21 protein-coding genes are annotated in these 18323 nt (G+C 35.5%); 11 read left to right on the forward strand and 10 right to left on the reverse strand.

Going from position 1 to position 18323, the window contains the following annotated elements; translation table 11 throughout:
* Positions 1-8 precede the first annotated feature (8 nt).
* The 3 genes from AC6EIZ_RS10790 to AC6EIZ_RS10800 are packed head-to-tail and all read right to left on the reverse strand — an operon-like array spanning position 9 to position 2571.
* Positions 9-1100 (reverse strand): DUF3153 domain-containing protein, encoded by a 1092-nt coding sequence (locus AC6EIZ_RS10790; protein WP_498511163.1) that lies wholly within the window; start codon positions 1098-1100, stop codon positions 9-11.
* On the reverse strand, positions 1101-2015 hold the full coding sequence (gene argB, locus AC6EIZ_RS10795) for an acetylglutamate kinase (RefSeq protein WP_498511165.1): 915 nt from the start codon (positions 2013-2015) through the stop codon (positions 1101-1103). It abuts the gene before it with no gap.
* Positions 2008-2571 (reverse strand): DUF2854 domain-containing protein, encoded by a 564-nt coding sequence (locus tag AC6EIZ_RS10800; protein WP_498511167.1) that lies wholly within the window; start codon positions 2569-2571, stop codon positions 2008-2010. The genes argB and AC6EIZ_RS10800 overlap by 8 nt, the downstream gene beginning before the upstream one ends.
* A gap of 53 nt (positions 2572-2624) precedes the next feature.
* Here AC6EIZ_RS10800 and AC6EIZ_RS10805 point away from each other — a divergent pair, with 53 nt between their 5' ends.
* On the forward strand, positions 2625-2816 hold the full coding sequence (locus tag AC6EIZ_RS10805; RefSeq protein WP_498511169.1) for a DUF8666 family protein: 192 nt from the start codon (positions 2625-2627) through the stop codon (positions 2814-2816).
* A gap of 6 nt (positions 2817-2822) precedes the next feature.
* Here the strand turns inward: AC6EIZ_RS10805 and AC6EIZ_RS10810 are convergent, their stop codons facing one another.
* The gene (locus AC6EIZ_RS10810) at positions 2823-3260 is read right to left on the reverse strand and encodes a single-stranded DNA-binding protein (RefSeq protein ID WP_498511171.1); all 438 of its coding nucleotides are present in this window, start codon (positions 3258-3260) and stop codon (positions 2823-2825) included.
* A 38-nt stretch (positions 3261-3298) separates the two neighbouring features.
* On the opposite strand from AC6EIZ_RS10810, the gene AC6EIZ_RS10815 reads away from it, so the two are divergent.
* Positions 3299-4099, forward strand: a complete 801-nt coding sequence (locus AC6EIZ_RS10815) for a precorrin-6A/cobalt-precorrin-6A reductase (RefSeq protein ID WP_498511172.1) — start codon at positions 3299-3301, stop codon at positions 4097-4099.
* Positions 4100-4150: 51 nt separating this feature from the next.
* A complete protein-coding gene (gene cutA / locus AC6EIZ_RS10820) occupies positions 4151-4441 on the forward strand; it encodes a divalent-cation tolerance protein CutA (protein WP_498511174.1) in 291 nt (96 codons plus the stop codon).
* Between the two features lie 11 nt (positions 4442-4452).
* Here the strand turns inward: cutA and AC6EIZ_RS10825 are convergent, their stop codons facing one another.
* From AC6EIZ_RS10825 to AC6EIZ_RS10840, 4 genes are all read right to left on the reverse strand, one after another.
* Complete coding sequence (locus tag AC6EIZ_RS10825; RefSeq protein WP_498511176.1) at positions 4453-5460, reverse strand: adenosine kinase; 1008 nt, start codon at positions 5458-5460, stop codon at positions 4453-4455.
* A 33-nt stretch (positions 5461-5493) separates the two neighbouring features.
* Positions 5494-6807 carry an adenylosuccinate synthase gene (locus AC6EIZ_RS10830; RefSeq protein ID WP_498511178.1) on the reverse strand — a complete coding sequence of 438 codons (1314 nt, stop codon included), beginning with the start codon at positions 6805-6807 and terminating at the stop codon, positions 5494-5496.
* 95 nt (positions 6808-6902) lie between these two features.
* Entirely contained in the window at positions 6903-7337 is a 435-nt protein-coding gene (gene psb27 / locus AC6EIZ_RS10835; RefSeq protein WP_498511180.1) for a photosystem II protein Psb27, read from the reverse strand.
* Between the two features lie 46 nt (positions 7338-7383).
* A complete protein-coding gene (locus tag AC6EIZ_RS10840) occupies positions 7384-9174 on the reverse strand; it encodes a proline--tRNA ligase (RefSeq protein ID WP_498511182.1) in 1791 nt (596 codons plus the stop codon).
* Between the two features lie 171 nt (positions 9175-9345).
* Here AC6EIZ_RS10840 and AC6EIZ_RS10845 point away from each other — a divergent pair, with 171 nt between their 5' ends.
* From AC6EIZ_RS10845 to lepB, 5 genes are all read left to right on the forward strand, one after another.
* A complete protein-coding gene (locus AC6EIZ_RS10845; protein ID WP_498511184.1) occupies positions 9346-9810 on the forward strand; it encodes a DUF8631 domain-containing protein in 465 nt (154 codons plus the stop codon).
* A gap of 103 nt (positions 9811-9913) precedes the next feature.
* Complete coding sequence (locus tag AC6EIZ_RS10850) at positions 9914-10165, forward strand: hypothetical protein (protein ID WP_498511186.1); 252 nt, start codon at positions 9914-9916, stop codon at positions 10163-10165.
* Positions 10152-10679 (forward strand): inorganic diphosphatase, encoded by a 528-nt coding sequence (locus AC6EIZ_RS10855; RefSeq protein ID WP_498511188.1) that lies wholly within the window; start codon positions 10152-10154, stop codon positions 10677-10679. Before AC6EIZ_RS10850 ends, AC6EIZ_RS10855 begins: the two co-directional genes overlap by 14 nt.
* A gap of 52 nt (positions 10680-10731) precedes the next feature.
* Positions 10732-11079, forward strand: coding sequence for a Spx/MgsR family RNA polymerase-binding regulatory protein (locus AC6EIZ_RS10860; protein WP_498511190.1), 348 nt, complete (start codon positions 10732-10734; stop codon positions 11077-11079).
* Positions 11080-11162: 83 nt separating this feature from the next.
* Positions 11163-11855 carry a signal peptidase I gene (lepB, locus tag AC6EIZ_RS10865; RefSeq protein WP_498511192.1) on the forward strand — a complete coding sequence of 231 codons (693 nt, stop codon included), beginning with the start codon at positions 11163-11165 and terminating at the stop codon, positions 11853-11855.
* Here lepB and AC6EIZ_RS10870 read toward each other — a convergent pair.
* The gene (locus AC6EIZ_RS10870) at positions 11830-13104 is read right to left on the reverse strand and encodes an amidohydrolase family protein (RefSeq protein ID WP_498511193.1); all 1275 of its coding nucleotides are present in this window, start codon (positions 13102-13104) and stop codon (positions 11830-11832) included. The two genes, lepB and AC6EIZ_RS10870, sit on opposite strands and share 26 nt — an antisense overlap.
* Before the next feature lie 4 nt (positions 13105-13108).
* Complete coding sequence (locus tag AC6EIZ_RS10875) at positions 13109-14437, reverse strand: histidine phosphatase family protein (protein WP_498511195.1); 1329 nt, start codon at positions 14435-14437, stop codon at positions 13109-13111.
* 109 nt (positions 14438-14546) lie between these two features.
* Here AC6EIZ_RS10875 and AC6EIZ_RS10880 point away from each other — a divergent pair, with 109 nt between their 5' ends.
* The 3 genes from AC6EIZ_RS10880 to AC6EIZ_RS10890 all read left to right on the forward strand — a co-directional run bounded on the left by AC6EIZ_RS10880 (position 14547) and on the right by AC6EIZ_RS10890 (position 18247).
* A complete protein-coding gene (locus AC6EIZ_RS10880; RefSeq protein ID WP_498511197.1) occupies positions 14547-15893 on the forward strand; it encodes a CPBP family intramembrane glutamic endopeptidase in 1347 nt (448 codons plus the stop codon).
* A gap of 138 nt (positions 15894-16031) precedes the next feature.
* Entirely contained in the window at positions 16032-16442 is a 411-nt protein-coding gene (locus tag AC6EIZ_RS10885; RefSeq protein WP_498511199.1) for a hypothetical protein, read from the forward strand.
* Positions 16443-16450: 8 nt separating this feature from the next.
* Positions 16451-18247 (forward strand): peptidoglycan D,D-transpeptidase FtsI family protein, encoded by a 1797-nt coding sequence (locus AC6EIZ_RS10890; RefSeq protein ID WP_498511201.1) that lies wholly within the window; start codon positions 16451-16453, stop codon positions 18245-18247.
* The last annotated feature ends 76 nt before the right edge of the window (positions 18248-18323 follow it).

Raw genomic sequence — 18323 nt, forward strand, 5'->3', positions numbered from 1 at the left:
TATTTTTGTTAAGGTGGCAATTCAGGGAAACCAAACCCCATTTTGAGACGAAATTTTTGAAGGACCATACTCAGGAATGTTAAAAAAACTATCAAGATAATCCCAATTGAAATTATGTTCCATTTCCAATTAGAGAACTCCACTTGATTTATCTTGCCAATTTCAAGAGGAAGCAATGTTGAACCGTTTTTAAAAGTAGGTTCAAGAGGTTTGGTTCTGAAACTATTTTTATTTCTTATGTCATTAATGATTATGTTTATTTTTAATCCAGGTATTTTTGGAAGTTCTCTCAAGTCAAAATAGAATTTTATATTTTGCTTTGTGCCAATTATCCAGTTTTTGTTGTTTGTAATTAGTTTAGGTTGTTTTATATCGAAGCCGCTAGTCTTTGAGGCTGCTGTAGTTATTTGCATTAGTAATTCATTTGCTTCCTCAAAACGAATAGTTGGTGATTCAAAACTCTGAGTAACGTCATTGGCTTGAATTCTAAAAATACTATCTTCTTTCGTAAGATTGCTGGCAAATTCTACTTGCCAAGGAATTGAATTGCCAGAATTACTATCTATATCAAGTGAAATTTTTAGTCGATCTGGACCTATAACACTCAAGTTCGTAGATATATCAACGCAACCACTCAAAAGAAAGGTTAATAATGAAATAATTAATAAAGTTATTATTGAAAATCCAAAGTCTAGATTTTTTGTTGGACCAGTCGGAGGATGTTTAATTTTCTTTTTTTTCTTCTTTGTTTTTTTAAATGATGATTTTAGAGATGGCTCCATCTCTATCTTTGGGATTTCTACAGACCAGTTTGACGGTCTAGGTAAATGAGGAGCATCTAGTATTGATAAAAGTTGTTTGGCCTGTTGACGAACATTATCTTTTTTATTATTAATTAGTGCCTTACAAGTATTGATGGCTTTTTGCTCCTCACCTTTACCCATATAGGCAGTAACTATAATTAGCCTAAGATGACCTCCTATCTCTGTCTCTGCTTGGAAGACTAAAAGTAAAGGGTCTACTATTTTTAGGCATAAATTATAATCACCTTTATCAAGGGCCGCTTCAGCCGCCTTTATGACTGAAGCTAAATTTGACATTTAACCTCTTCCCATAACCATTGTTCCTATCCCAGCATCAGTGAAAACCTCTAATAGAAGCGCGTGAGGTGTTCTTCCGTCGATAATATGAGCAGCATTTACACCCTGAGCGAGCGAGCGAATACAGCATTCAACTTTGGGTCTCATACCCTCTTTAACTATCCCTTTCTCTATTAATTCTCTAGCTTCTGATAGACGTATATTTTCTATTAAGGAGGAAGGATCCTTTGTATTTCTTAAAATCCCGGGAGTATCTGTCAAAAGAATTAATTTTTCGGCGCCTAGTGCTGCCGCAAGCTCCCCAGCAACAGTATCTGCATTAATGTTATGTGATCTACCATCATAAGAGTTCGCTACACTAGAAATGACTGGTACATAGCCTTCTTGGAGAAGAGGAGCTAACACTTTTGTATTTACTTTCGCTACCTCTCCAACAAGGCCATGAGTTCCACCTCCAAGAGTTCTTGCCTCAATTAATTTCCCATCTATTCCGCACAGCCCAACAGCTAAGCTGCCATGATTATTAATACCGCTTACTATTTGTTTATTTACTCTCCCAACCAGAACCATTTCTACAACATCCATGGTTTCGGTATCGGTAATACGTAAACCATCAAGGAATTCAGGCTTTATTCCTAATTTTTCTAACCATTGGTTGATTTCTGGTCCCCCACCATGAACGACTACTATTTGTACACCAACTGATGATAGAAGAGCTATATCTCTTAGTACGGCATTCTGAAGTGTTTTGTCAACCATCGCTGAACCACCATATTTGATTACGATTCTTTTATTTGCAAAACGCTGAATATAAGGAAGTGCCTCGCTTAAAACTGAAACTCTAATTGAATCTTTTTCCGTAAAGGGTTTATTTAAGTTTTCACTGGATTTAATTTGCTTTTCTTTTTTATTCATTTTCTTGTGAGTGTTCTTCTTGTTGTTGAGGAAGGAGGGTTAAATCTATTTCACCGGGTGTGGGACAAAATAATTCAGCGCATAACCCTTTAGCAAAAAATCTTCCTAAACGTTCTTTTTGAGCATTCCATCGTTCTAAAGCTACGGCAGCCATTTTAAATCTCATTCGTATCCCATAATTACCATCTTTAACCAATTCTTCTATTTCTATAAGTTGGGGGGGATTGTCTATGTCCCAAAGCTTTAATACTCTTAAAGATGATTCAAGTTGGCAAGATTGGCCATAGCGCCATCTAGTTACATCTTTAACTAGTTTCGCTAGTTCTTCAGGGCCTTTATCTCTCTCTGAGGCATATTTAGTTGCAGAAACTACTCTTAGAGCAGGAGGAACTTCAGTCGTTTTAAGTGATATGCCTATCAGGAAGATAGGAACTCCATAAAAAAAGGTAGGCACACTGAGGTTTGTTGCATCACTGAAATATGCTGTTAAGCCAATTAAAGAAAGGGATGCACCTCCTATAGTGATCAGATTTGCCGGTGAAAAAAGTTTATTCATGAGAGTAATTCTGGCTAAAATTTGTTGAAGATGGGTTTTAAGGAGACAGTCTCATGGCCTCACACCAAAAACAATTTTCTAAATTAAGTGAACTTGTTGAAAAATTAAACAAGGATAGATCATGGATTCTTGAACAACTAGATAGAGGTAGTTGGCCAGAATTAAGACCTGACCTGGCTGCATTGGAGAGAGAGTTAGGCCAACTCTTGACTAGGGCTACAGAATATATTGAAGAAAATTGTTGATCTAATTCAAAATGGAATGTCATCAGTATCAGGTACTAATGGTGAACTATCCCATTTGACACCCTCGTTATTTAAAGCAGTTGTGGAATCGTTTTTTTTATTTGATTGGCTTTGGGACGGTTTTGCTGAAACAGCTGAGTTGTCAGAGAAAGGGTGAATTCTGGAGAGAGTAAATTCAGCTCGCTTTTCTTTAGTTCCATCTTGTCGAGGAACAGAATTCATTCTTAAACGCCCCTCTATTACTAATTTAGAATTGACTTGAACTGTGTTTTGCAGTTCTTCTGCTAATTTCCCCCAACCAATAACCTTAATCGTGCTGGGAGGATCATCAGCACGGAGGCTTGCGAATTCGGCTTCCATTTCAGCAAGAGGAGTTTTGTTGTCTTGGGTAAAACGAACAGTAGGTGGCTTTTTTACCAGAACCTCAAGCATGCAATGGTTCATTTTTTTTTCTTTAGCTATTTTGGTTTATCTTGATGGATATGAAGGAAAAATGCCAGCCACATCTTTGGTTGTTAACAGGAACAGGCGAAGGGCATATTTTTGCTAAGTGTTTATTGAAAGAAGGCTGGAGAATTACAGTGAGTGTTGTTTCCGAGAGAGCCTCAATACCATATGAAAAATTAAATTTAGAGAAAATATTAATTGGTGCTTTGATTAGTGAGAAAGAGATCAGAAGTGTGATTCTAAATGCTAGAAATAATCAAAATGAGTTTTATTGTGTTATTGATCTTACCCATCCATTTGCTACAGAAATTACGCCAACCATTTCAAAAGTTTGTAAAGAATTAGGGCAACCTTTTATTAGGTATGAAAGACCTATTGAGAATATTTCAAATGCATTTTTAATAAAAAAATTTAGTGACTTGGAAAATTATGATTTAAAAAACAAATCTATTTTGCTTGCTGTAGGCGTAAGACATCTTCAGGCGGCTCTAATTAGTTTAAGAGATTCAGGAGCTAATGTTTATGCAAGAGTCATAGCAAATCCACAAAGCATAAGAAAAACTTTATCTTCATCAATTGAGAAAACAAATTTTGCAGTATTAAACCCTTCAGTTTACAGTAATGGGAAAATAGAGAAAGCCCTGATAAGAAAGTGGTCAATTGATGGAGTTGTCTGCAGACAGTCAGGAGGAAAAAATGAAATCTTATGGCATAAGATTTGTATAAGTATGCAGATTAAACTTTGGCTGTTGGAGAGACCATGTAAACTCCAATATATTAATTCAATTGATAATTACGAAGAATTACTGAACAGATTAAAAATCATTAGTATGTAATAAAGATATTCAAATATTATGGTTTATTCAGATTTTGACCAAGTAATTTATATGGTTATAACTACTGAATTAGATAAGAAAAAGGCATGTAAATTAGCTAATTTACTCTTGAAAGAGAAATTAATAGCTTGTGTGACTTTTAAAAATGTTGAGTCGTATTTTTGGTGGGAGGGAGACATAAATCGATCGAAAGAAGTACAACTAATGATTAAGTGTAAGGAGGAAAATATTGATAAGGTTTGTAAGAAGATAAATGAGTGGCACAGCTACGAAGTTCCAGAAATAATTTATTTTCCCGTTTCAGCTAATAACAATTACTATCTTTGGATAAATTCTATTTGAGCTTTCAAGGTCTAGGTTGCTAAATGTGAATTGATCAATTTTAAAAGATCGATATTTGATCGAGATCCTATTTCTGTAACGATTTGTCCTGCACAAATTGATCCAATTTTTGCTGATAGTTCTGGATCTAGACCATCTGCAAGCCCTTTGAGAAAACCTCCAGCATAAAGATCCCCTGCCCCAGTGGTGTCGATTGTCTTCCCTAGCATGAACGCATCTATACTTATTTCTTGACCATTTGAAATTAAAATTGAGCCGTTTTTACCAATTGTGATTGCGGCAAGATCACATTTTTTTTTCAATTTTTCTATCGCTGTTTTTAGAGAAGTGGTTTTATACAATGTTGTTATTTCATCTTCATTGGCAAATAATATATCTATGTAGTCTTCAACTAGTTTTAGGAAACTTTCGCGATGTCTATTTACGCAAAATGAATCAGAAAGGGATAACGCAACTTTTCTACCTGCATTTTTAGCAATTTCTGCAGCTTTGATAAATGCATTTTTAGCATCTGAATTGTCCCATAGGTAACCCTCTAAATAAAGTATTTTTGCTTCCCTGATGGCTGAAAGATCGATATCTTTAGGTTCTAATAAGACTGAAGCCCCTAGATAAGTACACATGGTTCTCTGAGCATCAGGAGTGACAAAAATCATACATCTGGCAGTCGATGGGCCAAAGGATGATGGCGGAGTCTTAAAGATGGTCCCGGTCCTTGATATTTCCTTTGTAAAGATTTCTCCAAGCTTGTCGTTTTTTACCCTGCCAATGAAGGCTGCCTTTCCTCCTAGTTGGCCTACACATGCCAATGAATTGGCAACAGAACCTCCTGATCTCTGAATTCTGTTGGTAGTCATTTCATAAAGTTCTTTTGCTCTTTTTTCATCAATCAAGGTCATTGAACCTTTATTGAAAGATAGTTTTTCAATGAAAGACTCATCTGTTGTTGTTAATACGTCTACGATCGCATTCCCAACACCAACAACGTCAAGAGATGATTCGCTATTTTTATTTTTCATCAAGTTAATTTTTAAATCAAAATTGTTAGTTTGCTAAGAACTCAAAAGAGCTCTTTTTGGTCCATGAATAGGATCCTCAACAACAATTGTTTGATCTCTGTTCGCTCCTAGGGAAACTATTGCTATTGGGACTTCCATAAGCTCAGCAAGGAATCTTAAGTAACTCATTGCAGCAGGAGGAAGGTCTTCTAGACGACGACAATTTTCAGTAGAGCATTTCCATCCAGGGAGCTTTTTGAAAATTGGTTTACTTTTTTCAAAATCCTCGACACTACTTGGGAAATAATCAATTCTTTTGCCATTTAATTCATAAGCTACACATACATGAATTTCGTTAAGTTCATCTAAAACGTCTAATTTAGTAATGGCAAGACAATCCAATCCATTAACCTCAACTGCGTATTTTCCAATCACCCCATCAAACCAGCCACATCTCCTTCTTCTTCCAGTAGTGGTTCCGAATTCACCCCCTCTATCACAAAGTTGATCATTAATACTTCCTTGCAATTCAGTTGGGAAAGGCCCTTCTCCTACTCTTGTCGTATAGGCCTTGGCTACACCAATAACCCTGTCAATAAGAGTAGGACCAACTCCCGCACCGATGCAGGCCCCCCCTGATACTGGATTGGATGAAGTTACATAAGGGTAAGTACCGTGGTCAAGATCTAAAAGAGTTCCTTGAGCACCTTCGAATAAAATATTTTTCTTCTTTCTAGCTGCTTGATGAATAGTTCTATTGCAGTCAACAATGTGTTTTTTTAGCTGGTTTCCGTAATCAAGATATTCTTCAATTATTTCATCAATAATTAATGGCTCAATTCCATAGATCTTTTGTAGGAGTCCGTTCTTTTCTGCTAGTGGAACCCTTAATCTTTCTTTAAGCTTTTCCTTGCTCAATAGATCAATTATTCGAATTCCATTCCTATGAGATTTATCAGCATAAGTTGGACCAATTCCCCTACCGGTAGTACCAATTTTTTGGAGGCCTCTTTTTTGCTCCATTGCCATGTCTAGAAGGCGATGATAAGGCATCGTTACATGAGCAGTTGAAGCTAGTTTTAATCCTGAAATATCGATATCGTTATCCTCGAGCATTTTTATTTCTTTAATCATCACTTTTGGATCAACAACTGTTCCTGATCCAATAAGACAAATCGTATCTGGATACAAAATCCCAGAGGGGATTAAATGCAGTTTGAGAACTTTGTCATCTACAACAATTGTATGACCAGCATTAACACCACCTTGGTAGCGAACAACTACATCTGCGGAGCGACTGAGCAAATCGGTGATTTTGCCCTTACCCTCATCGCCCCATTGTGCCCCTATTACTACAACATTTGCCAAGGAAGAAAATTCGGCTCGAAACCGATTTACTTTAGAATAAACAAGGTTTGCAGATTGCCATACCCTGAGTCAAAGAAATGAATTAAAGATTATCTTTAATTATCTCTGGCTACCAATTTCTCTGCCTTAGATAGTTCTTTGTTTAATCTTTCTTTAAGCTTTTCAGGAACAGGTCTATTCGCAAAAGTTTTGTAATGACCTGATAAAGCATTTAATGCGGTTTGCATTGTTGTAAAGGTAGTGGAGGTATTTACTTGAGATCTATTTCTATATCTTGAAATATAATCGCTAATTAGAAAAACAGCCTCTTTTTCAGCGTCTGTTAGCCCTTTATCTTCTTTAGGTAAAGTTATGGTTTCTTTTAAAGTTGAAGAGACTGAAATAGTATCTTTAGCGAAATCCCCAGTCATTAATGTTTTCGCTGCATTCACTTCTGAAGCGAATTGAAAGAATATGAGGCAGAAGCCAAGGCACAGAGCCAAAGCTGCCCTCACCATCCTAGTGGAGAGGTGATGAAAGGCAGAAGTCATTTTTTTTTTGCAATTACATCAGACTCTAGAGTCCTTTGGGCTCGATTTATAGTTTTTCAGTATTAAATTCTTCTGAAAGCTTTTTTAAAACAGATCTGAGATCTAATGACTCTGTAGTTTTTGTTTTTCTATTGTGTAATTCAACTAGTCCGGAATTTGCTTCTCTGCCAGCAACAATTCTCCAGGGGATGCCAATAAGGTCTGCATCTTTAAACTTGATTCCAGCTCTTTCGTCCCTATCGTCGAGTAGTACATCAACTTGATTTTCTAGTAAATTTTTATAGATTTCTTCAGCTAAAGTTCTCTGCCTATTATCTTTTATATTGGCAATAATAATAATTACTTCAAATGGGGCAATTGATGCTGGCCAAATAATACCCAAATCATCGTGATTTTGTTCTACTGCTGCTTGAGCTAGCCTGGAGATACCAATTCCGTAGCATCCCATAAAAAAAGGCTCTTCTAACCCTTTTTCATTAGTGAAAGTAGCATTTAATGACTTTGAATACTTAGTCCCTAATTGGAATATATGCCCTATTTCTATTCCTCTACATTCTCTAAGTGTTTGTGTCTCATCGTGAATACATTTGTCTCCAGGTTTAGCTTTTCTTACATCACATATGAACTGCTCAGTATGCAGTAAATCCCAATTATAATATATTTTATGTTCATCCTTGATATTATTTCCACAAATAAAACTTGTAAGATCTTTTACAGAATTGTCAGAAATTCTTATGAATTTCTTTTCCCATACTTTTGCTTTTGAGAGTAAATTATCACTAAGATCAGGACCAATAAAACCAAAGGGTATATCAGTCAGACCTTGCTTTTGTATATCTTCATTAGAAATTGCTCTAACATCTAATACAATTTTTTTTAATCTACGAGTCAGTTCATTTAAAAGTTTAATCTCATTTACTTCTTGGTCCCCCCTAATACTAATTAGAACCGGGTATTTTTTATTATCATCACACGTTGCTAGATAAGCTAAAACTTTTACAATTTGGGTTGGATGGAAATTATTATATTTGCATAATTCCTCTATTGTTTTTTGATTAGTTGTTTTGATTATCGAAGGTTTATTTTTCTTTAATAAGTTTCCTTTTTCAATGATTGAAACTGCTTTTTCTTGATTAGCACCATATTTACCATCAGAGCTTATTAGGATTAAGTCTTCTCCAGATTCCGCTGTAACCATAAATTCTTGAGATGCTGCACCTCCAATTGCACCACTATCTGCATCGACACAAACGAAATCTAGCCCGCATTTAGTAAATATATTTTGATAAGCATTTTTCATTTCTGAATAAGTTGATTTAAGATCATTTTCATTTGCATGGAATGAGTAAGCATCCTTCATAATGAATTCTCTGCTTCTCATTAATCCAAATCTGGGCCTAATTTCATCTCTGAATTTTGTTTGAATTTGAAATATGTTTATTGGTAATTGTTTATAAGAGTGAAGTGTTTGAGAAATTATTTGAGTAATCACCTCTTCATGAGTTGGTCCTAGTCCTAGCTCTTTTCCTTGTCTGTCTTTTAAGCTAAACATAATACCCTCTCCTTCTGTGTAAGCTTTCCATCTTCCACTCTTTTCCCATATTTCTGAAGGTTGAAGTTGAGGCAGAAGTGTTTGAAGACAACCTTTTTTTGTTAATTCTTCTTCAATAATGACGGTTATTTTTTTTAAAACTTTCCAAAGTAATGGCATATAAGCATAAATACCTCCAGCAAGGCGTCTAATAAAACCTCCTCTCAAAAGTAACTGATGTGAGATTATGTCTGCTTCCGCGGGAACGTCTCTTAGAGTGACCAGCATTAGGCGGGAGACGCGCATGAGCCTAAGATTGCAACCTTTCTGACATTAGTACTTTGAGTGTTGGCTCAAAAAGATCTAGAGGGAATGTGCGGGAATCATGTTGTTTTTTTAAAGTGTTCAAATGTACATAGTCTTAATTTGAGAGATCTGCTAATTTCTTCCCATGTTTTTTTGAAGCTTTCTTTACCAATGTTTAACGGGTCAGTAAATTCAGGAACAAATGGAAGAACAGAAGAGTCTATTGAAAAAGTATTGAATACAGCTTCTAACTTGAGTGATGCATTATTGACTATAGATGATGTACAGAAAACATTGAATAGATCTAGAGCTTCTGTTTATAGATATACAAACACAGACACCAGAAATCTTAATCCTCCATTTAATCCTAGAAAACTAAATACAGAATTCAGAAGTGATCAGAAAGATCAATTGCTTTTTCATCCCAATGAAGTTGCAAGATTTGCAAAAGATATTCTTAGAATTAAGGAAGTAACAGTTGAAATATTTAATTCTCCATCATCAGAAACTCAAAATATTCTTACAGCAATACTTGAGGAGTTGAGAATGATTAGAAATAAACTTGATGAAACATCTGATGCGAAAAATCTTACTATTTCTAATCATTTAAAAGATACTGACAGAAAAGCTGCTTAATTATTCTTTAATGTGGGATAGTATTTATATGGTTTTTATTTAATTAAGTCTTTTAATTGATTTACTCGAATTCAACTAATGGTTTATCTATTCCAAAATTTAAATGGATATAGAATCAAAATTAATTAAAAAGCAATCTTCTGAGCTTGATCCTGCTTTGTTTGCTAAAGAAAATGACCAAAAATCTTCGGATGATGAAGATCCCTATAGTTTTAATAGTACCTCAACTTCTTTAATTGGTTTGGCAATAGTATTTGTAATGATTGGCATACCCATAATAGCTGTCATTAGTGAAAAGCCAGAAACAACAAAAAGCCTCATACCGATTTCAATAAATCAAAATGGACCTGAGTGATCTTCCTCCTTCACCATCACCTGGATTGGTAAATCTAGTTGTAGAGATTCCAGCTGGAAGTAGAAATAAATATGAGTATTTCAGCTCTGCAGGCATTATGGCTCTTGATAGAGTTTTGCATTCTTCAGTGAGATATCCATTTGATTATGGATTTATTCCAAATACTTTGGCTGAGGATGGAGCGCCGCTTGATGCAATGGTTGTTATGGAAGAACCCACTTTTGCAGGTTGCTTGATCCAGGCAAGACCTATAGGAGTGCTTGATATGCATGATTCAGGGGCATACGATGGCAAACTTTTATGTATCCCTACCGCTGATCCAAGACAAAGAGAAATTAATACTATTAAGCAAATAGCACAGAATCAATTGGAGGATGTGGCTGAGTTTTTTAGAACTTACAAAAGCCTTGAAGGGAGGGTGATCGTAATAGATGGATGGAGAGACTATGACGCTGTTGATGAATTGTTGAATAGCTGCATAGAGGCTCATCAGTCTGATATGAGAAGAAAATAATTATTTAGTTTGATTCCTTTGGGTAAAATGATTGCTGCTAATCTTTGATAACTTGAAATTATTTAGTTATTCCTCGTGTTCAACTTGCCGCAGAGCTATAAAGTGGCTTAACAATAATGAAATTACCTTTGAATTAATTGATATTTTAAATACTCCCCCGTCTAAGGAAATGCTTATCTCAGCAAGTGAGCTATATGGGGATAGAAAATATCTTTTAAATACTAGTGGAGTTGTATACCGTTCTATCGGTTCAAAAGTTATTAAAAAAATGAGTGATAATGAATTCTTTCAGAAGCTTTTTAGGGAACCCAGATTAATAAAGAGACCTTTTCTATATAACCCTAATAAATTTTTTTTAATTGGGTTTAAAGAAGAAAAGTGGGCAGAAAAATTACTTTGAAATTAACATGAAGACTAATATCGACTTATACGTAAGTAGTCTTTGCAAATAAAGTAAAATATATCTCTATTATCAAGAAACTAGTGAAAAATTTTTTTTCAGAATGGTGCAAGCAATCTGAAAATTCTTGGTGGTACTCTTTTTTTGATACGTGGGGACCTATTTCTTTAACAGTTTTGCTGTATTTAGGTGTTCGCAATTTTATAGCAGAAGCTAGATATATTCCGTCTGGTTCTATGTTGCCAGGTCTACAAGTTAATGATCGACTGATTGTTGAAAAACTATCTTTGCGCAAAAGAGCTCCTTTACGTGGAGAAATTGTAGTTTTCAACTCACCATATTCATTTGATAAGAAATTGATCGCCAATAGGCAAACTAAACTTCCGTCAAAATTTCAATGTTCATTAATAACTTTTCCATTGATTTCTTGGATACCGACCTTATCTGATCGTGCCTGTGATGCTTATATCAAACGTGTAATAGCTATAGGAGGAGACCGTCTTTTTGTTAATGCTAATGGGGCTATTATTTTAAATGGCAGATCGATAAATGAACCATATGTTGAATATTTTTGCCCAAACAAACCAGGATTTAATCTATGTCGATCGATGTCTGCAACTGTTCCAAATGGGTATGTATTTGTTTTAGGGGATAACCGATCTAATAGTTGGGACAGTCGTTTTTGGCCAGGAGGAGGACTCTTGCCTGAGAAAGAAATAATTGGCAAAGCAACCTGGCGGTTTTGGCCTATTAGTCGTTTTGGTAAGCCTGATTAATAAGTCCACAATCTACAACTTTTCCATACACTTTTTTGTTTTTTACTGGTTGATTAGTTGCGGTAGTTAAATGATTTTCTGCATGAGATTGGACCCATTTTTTTTCAGGATCAAACAATAACCATCGGTTGCTATTTAAACTTATTTTTTCTTCAGCTTGGTTTAATATTTTTGATGGACCAAAACTAATTTTTTCCCATAATTTCTCTACTTTCCATCCTGATTTTCTCACTAGTTGATCCCAGAGCAAGGGTAAAACCAGGCTATAACAACTAATTCCTTTTTTTCTTTTATTAGCAGGTAGTTTAGTTTCTAAGTCATCTGTAGGAGTGGAGTGAACAGATATTGCTGTTAAAACATTATCCTCTAAACCTTTTATAAGGGATTCTCTATCTCTCGGGGAACCTAATGAGGGCGTTACGCTCCATCCAATATCAAAAGGAGAAAGATTTGAGTTGTCATTTACCAAATGCCACCAAAAGACAGTTGCCATTGGCTTAGAGCATGCATTCTTCAGTATTGCAACGCCCTCAGATGTTGAAATATTCATCAGTCTTAGAGCTATTTTAGGGTATTGCTTTTGAAGCTCAAGTAATTGGTTGAGAGGAAGTATTTCACTTTCAATAGGGTCAGGAGGCCAGCCTGCTCTGAGAGTACCTACACTTTGTCTAGACATTCCACCTGCTTGAAGTGATTTATCTCGTGGTGCAATTAGTACAGGAGAATTTTTCATCTCTCCAACTAAAAAGCCTTGTTTAAGGATTTCAAGGGGAGGAATATAATCGTCATCACTTAGTCCAATAGCTCCATTTTGTAGTAGATGAGCATGGCTTGAAAGGGAAATCCCCTTCCCGCTTAGACTGAAACCTCCCCATAAATGTATGGAAACCTCACTTTTGATAGTCTTTAAAGAAATAATAGACTCTACTTGATCTCTCCATAATTCCCCTCTTGGCAGGATCCCTACTTGGCCATATCCAGCAAATGTCATTTTTTTAATAAGTGTAAAAATATTCTCTTCTTTGCCATTAAAGGGAGATTCCAAAAAAGAATGAGGATCAACAAGACACGGCGCTAAAAGCATATTTTTAGCTTTTTGTGGCTTGATACCTAAAAGTTCTGCATTTTGAATTGCCTGTTTACCAAATGCTTTCACTACACCATCTTTAATTAAAACAGGTTTTTTCTTTAAAGTAGAGCTTGAGCTTTCAATAATTTGAATATTTTCAAAGAAATAACTACTAGTCATGAAATTAAAGAGCTCCTGTAGCTGTTGAGTCGATGATCCCTCCCAAATGGGAAGTGATATTTAGACAAGTGATTTGATCTGGTTGCCCTTCGATTCCTGAGAGATCAATAACTGTAATTCCACCGTTACCTTGTTTTATCATCCAAATTTTTGATGGCTTTAATCCTAAAAGATGACAAAGAATGGTTTTATTAACTGCATCATGAGCGACAACCAATGCCGTTTCATCATTTTTAAGATCTTTACAAATCTCTTCCCAACCTATGATGGATCTTGTGGAGACTTCGTTAATATTTTCTCCCTCTGGCATTTGAACTTTTTCAGGATAAGTTTTCCATTCTTTAAGGAGATCTGGCCAGTCGGACTGAATTTCAGATTCCAGTTTTCCTTCCCATTTGCCGTGACCAATCTCTTTAAGATTGTCTTTTAGTGAAATTTCGATTCCGGAATGCTCTTTTAGAATGATTTGAGCTGTTTCTTTTGGTCTTGAGAGAGAACTACTAAAAGCTTTTTGTAAAACAATATCTTTTAAAAATTTACTTGCAGCCTTGGCTTGGGCTTTCCCATTTTCATTGAGGGGAATATCAATTTGTCCTTGGAATCTTCCCTGCTTATTCCAATCTGTTTCACCATGCCTGACTAAAATAACTCTTTTTTTACTACCTTTTTTTGGAAGACTAAGTTGTAAATGAGCTATATTATTTAGACATTCTATTTGAACTTGTCTGTCTTCCCAATTATTAAAAATAATATTACAAATTGAGATTGATGTGTTGTCTAGCCTTAATCTTCTAAAGCCTTTTGATGGGTCATTAATTAATTTTAGTATTAGGCATCTAAGAATTGCATTGTGCGCAACTATTAAAATAGTTTTATTAGAACCTGAACAGGCCTTGAATAAAGATTTTAAAAAATTTTCAGCTTGGGATAGGAGTTCTTTAATTGGTTGAAATTTAGTACCATCTTTTCTCGTGATGGATAGTTCTTTAGGCTCCTTTTCCCAAATTGAAAGATCATCTGGGTAAAGACTTTTTAGCTCATTTTTTGTTAAACCACTCCAAGGGCCTAGGTCAACCTCCAGTAGCTCATTTGTGTAGATTGCTTGAAGTTTACTTCGGTGTTGATTGAGTATGATTTTTGTGGTTTCTGAGGCTCTTTGCAAAGGTGAGCTATAAACTTTATCTATGAAAACAGAGGAGAGTACTTTCCCTGCAGCTTCAGCTTGTGATTGCCCTTCTTTCGTTAATGTTGAAAGGTCGTTTCTTCCCTGAATACGACCTTCCTTATTAAAACTACTCAATCCATGACGGACAAAAATTAGACGCAATGTCATTAAATAAAATGTCTTCTAGATAATTATGGTATTAGCCATTGGGACAATCTAATGTTATTTCATTAAACATAGAAGTCTTTCTCCATGTCATTCTTCACAAGTTGATTTTATGAGACAAGCCAAAACCGGTTGGAAATGGGCGGTGGCTCTGTTTTCATTGCTTTTAACTTTTCTGATTTGGCGACAGGGTTTGCAAGCAAGCTTTGATCGCCCCTCAGTTGCACCAAAAATTTCATTGATGCAAACTGAGATGGCAGTTTCAGCTTCATCATCCATACCTGAAAGAATACAAGAAGTATTATTAGGTTCAGAACCTCAGGAAAAGCTTTATCAAACTCTTAATAAAATTTCCTTAGAAAAAATTGAGGATAGAGAGAGACTCTTATTGGCTGTTCTGGAAGAGTCTGAGAATCAGCAAAAAATAATTTTGAAGAAAGATTTTAAGGATAATAACTTTGAATGGGTTAGGAGCTACATATTAGATAGACAAAATGGTAAAGAATTAGACAAGTTTCCAGAATTTAATGAGATTAAATTAGACCCTTTACTTTATCAAATATCATGCTCTAGGCTTGGATTCAATGATGAAAAGTGTATTAATAAAAAATATAATTTGATCATTGCTGTAAGACTTTTAACTTCTCAATTATTACCATTTTTTGCTTCATTGATGGGTTGTATATTGTTGATTAGGTATGCTTTGATTTTTTTAAGAAAGAAATATATTCAATGGCCTGAAATTATTGCTCCTCCATTATCAATCATAGATATGATTCTATTGATTTCTGGTGGTTTTGTTGTTATTGGTGAAGTTCTTTTTCCCGCGCTAATAATACCAGTAACTGATTTATTATTTAATAATTTATCCTCTCCACTAAAAGAGTCTTTAAAAGTATTGATCGGTTACGCCTCAATGACTATAGGACCTCTATTGATTATTCGATATCAATTAATGGGTCTTGTTCCTCCAGAAGTTGAGGGGGGATGGTTGCAATGGAAAATCAAACCAATTAGAGAAGGAATTTTTAAGTCACTAAGTGGTTGGTTAATGATTATGCCTTTAGTTTTGCTTGTTGGGTGGCTAATGAATGAGATTATCGGTGATCAGGGTGGAAGTAATCCTTTGTTGGAACTTGTTTTGAGTAGTGAAGACTTTATTCCATTATTTTTGCTTTTGATTACAACTGTTTTTTTGGCTCCAGTTTTTGAGGAGTTGGTTTTTAGAGGCATTCTTCTGCCTGTATTGGTATCTAAAGTTGGAAAGATCTATGGAGTTTTATTAAGTGCTTTGATCTTTGCTTTGGCTCATTTAAGTGTAGGAGAATTACCTCCCTTATTTGTTTTAGGTATCGGTCTTGGTTTGATGAGGTTGAGTTCAGGAAGGTTGTTCCCTTGTGCTCTAATGCACTCCCTTTGGAATGGTGTCACTTTTATTAGCTTATTATTAGTAGCTTGATATTAAATAAATAAAATATCAGCATTCCAGCTCTTGCAGTTGCTTGGTCAAGGTGTTTGACTTGAATTGCTTTAAAGTTTTGATTTGGTTAGTCGTACTCTATATAAAAAGAAAGTAGGACAATTTCAAAAAAAGAAGTTGTCAAGGGGTGTCCTAAATAGAGCTTTCGCTTCAAAACAGGTGCAAAGGAGATTTCCAATCCAAGCGGCCTTTCATATCATTCTGGATGGAGCGTTGATAGGCATACTCGCTATAGTGGCGATAATGTCATCCGTAGCTCTTCATTCACAATATTTATGGACTAAGTCTTTTACTAAACTTGAGACTTCTAGAGACTTGAATAGAAGGATATTGGAATCAACTTCAATACTTGAAAGTTACCTCTTGAAAAATCAAAAGTTGTCTAGAAAATTTGTTTCGACAAAAGCTGAAGATCTTATATATGTGGATAGACCAAGCCCAGAAGAAAGCAGACTGTTCGTTAATAAGACATTTAAAAATAAATTATTGGAAAGAATATCTTCTTTTCCCATAAAGCCAGGTTATTAATATTTTTCATGAGAAGTATTAATTCTAGAAAGAAGCGAAAGGCATTTAAGGCAAAAACTCTTTCGCCTCTGAAACGGTCAAGATTTCGAATTGTTTTTCTTATATTATCCTTTGGACTTGGGGGACTTTTTTTAAGAATAGGTTGGCTTCAGGTATTTCAGGCTGACCAATTAAGAGCTCTAGCACGTCAAGTTCAAACAGAACAAAAAAACCCTCTTGGAACACGTCGATCTATTTTAGATAGAAATGGAAAGCTTGTCGCATTAGATGAGAAACGTTTTAGGGTTTGGGCTCATCCCAGATATTTTAATTTCCCTGGTGATTCAACAGGGACAGTGCGTAAACCAGTCGAAGTAGCAAAACTTCTTTCTATACCACTCTCTAAAAGTGTTAATGAGATTTTAAACAAATTAGGAAATTATTCTTCAGGGGTAAAACTGGCAGAGGGATTAACGCTCGAGAAAGCTAATACAATTAAGCAACTAGGAATAAGTGGTATTGACTTGGAGGTTTATCCTCAAAGGCTTTATCCTCATGGATCACTTTTTGCAAATGTAGTTGGTTTTTTGGATTTAGATAGAAGGCCTCAGGCTGGACTGGAATTAAGTTTAGATAGAGATCTAAAGCGTCTAGAGAAAACTAGTGTACTCAGAAGAGGAGCTGATGGAACACCTTTACCTAGTGGTGTTCAGCGTGGTGTTTTTGATGAGGATCAATTAAATCTCCAACTAACCTTAGATGTAAGACTCCAGGAAGTAGCCGTTAAAGAAATAAGTAAGCAAGTAAAAGAGTGGAATGCGAAAAAAGGTGTAGTAATTGTAATGGATATTAATACAGGAGAGCTTCTAGCATTGGCCTCTACTCCCACATATAATCCTAATCAGTATTGGGATTATTCTCCATCTCTTTTTAAAGAGTGGTCAGTACAAGAATTATTTGAACCTGGTTCTACCTTTAAGCCAATTAACTTAGCATTGGCATTGGAGGAGGGAGTTATAAACCCGAATGGGAAAGTAAATGATGATGGTTTAATCACAGTAGGGGGATGGCCACTCTCGAATTGGGATCGAAGGCCTAATGGGATATTAACTTTCCCTGAAGTCTTACAAGTCTCAAGCAATGTAGGTATGGTTAAGATTATGAAAAAATTGAATGCAAATAATTATTGGCAATGGTTAAGGCGGTTAGGGATAGATGAAATCCCAGAAACTGATCTTCCAGGTGCGATCGGCGGCCAAATAAAATCAAAGCAGATTTTTGTAAATCAACCCATAGAGCCTGCTGTAGCCTCCTTTGGTCAAGGCTTTTCGATTACTCCTCTGAAACTAGTTCAATTGCATGCTTTGATTGCAAATGGTGGCAGACTTGTTACGCCTCATATCACTAAAGGCCTGAAAGGTGATTATGAGTCCTATTTCAAAACCCCGGCGGCATCTAAGCAGGTTTTATCTCCTGAAGTTACGAAGACTGTTCTTGGATGGATGGAATCAGTTGTCTCCTTTTACGATGAAAGTGGTATTGAAATCAATGTTCCTGGCTATCGAATTGGAGGGAAAACGGGGACTGCACAAAAATCGCAAGATGGCTTTAACTATAATTCAAAAATTTGCAGTTTTGTTGCAAGTCTTCCTATTGATGATCCTCGCTACGTCGTTTTAGCAGTTATTGATGAACCTCAAAAGCCAAATGCCTATGGATCAACTGTGGCTCTCCCCGTAGCAAAAAAAATAATTGAGACTTTGCTTGTGATAGAAAAAATTCCTCCAAGTATCTCTAAAAAAGAAAATTTAGCTATCAAAAGCTAAAAGATGGCTAAATTTTCCCAAAAGTACTAATTAAAGGGTGAAATCTATAAAAAATGTAGCTAGTCTAAATCCTATG

The sequence above is a fragment of the Prochlorococcus sp. G4PB16 genome, from assembly GCF_059772465.1.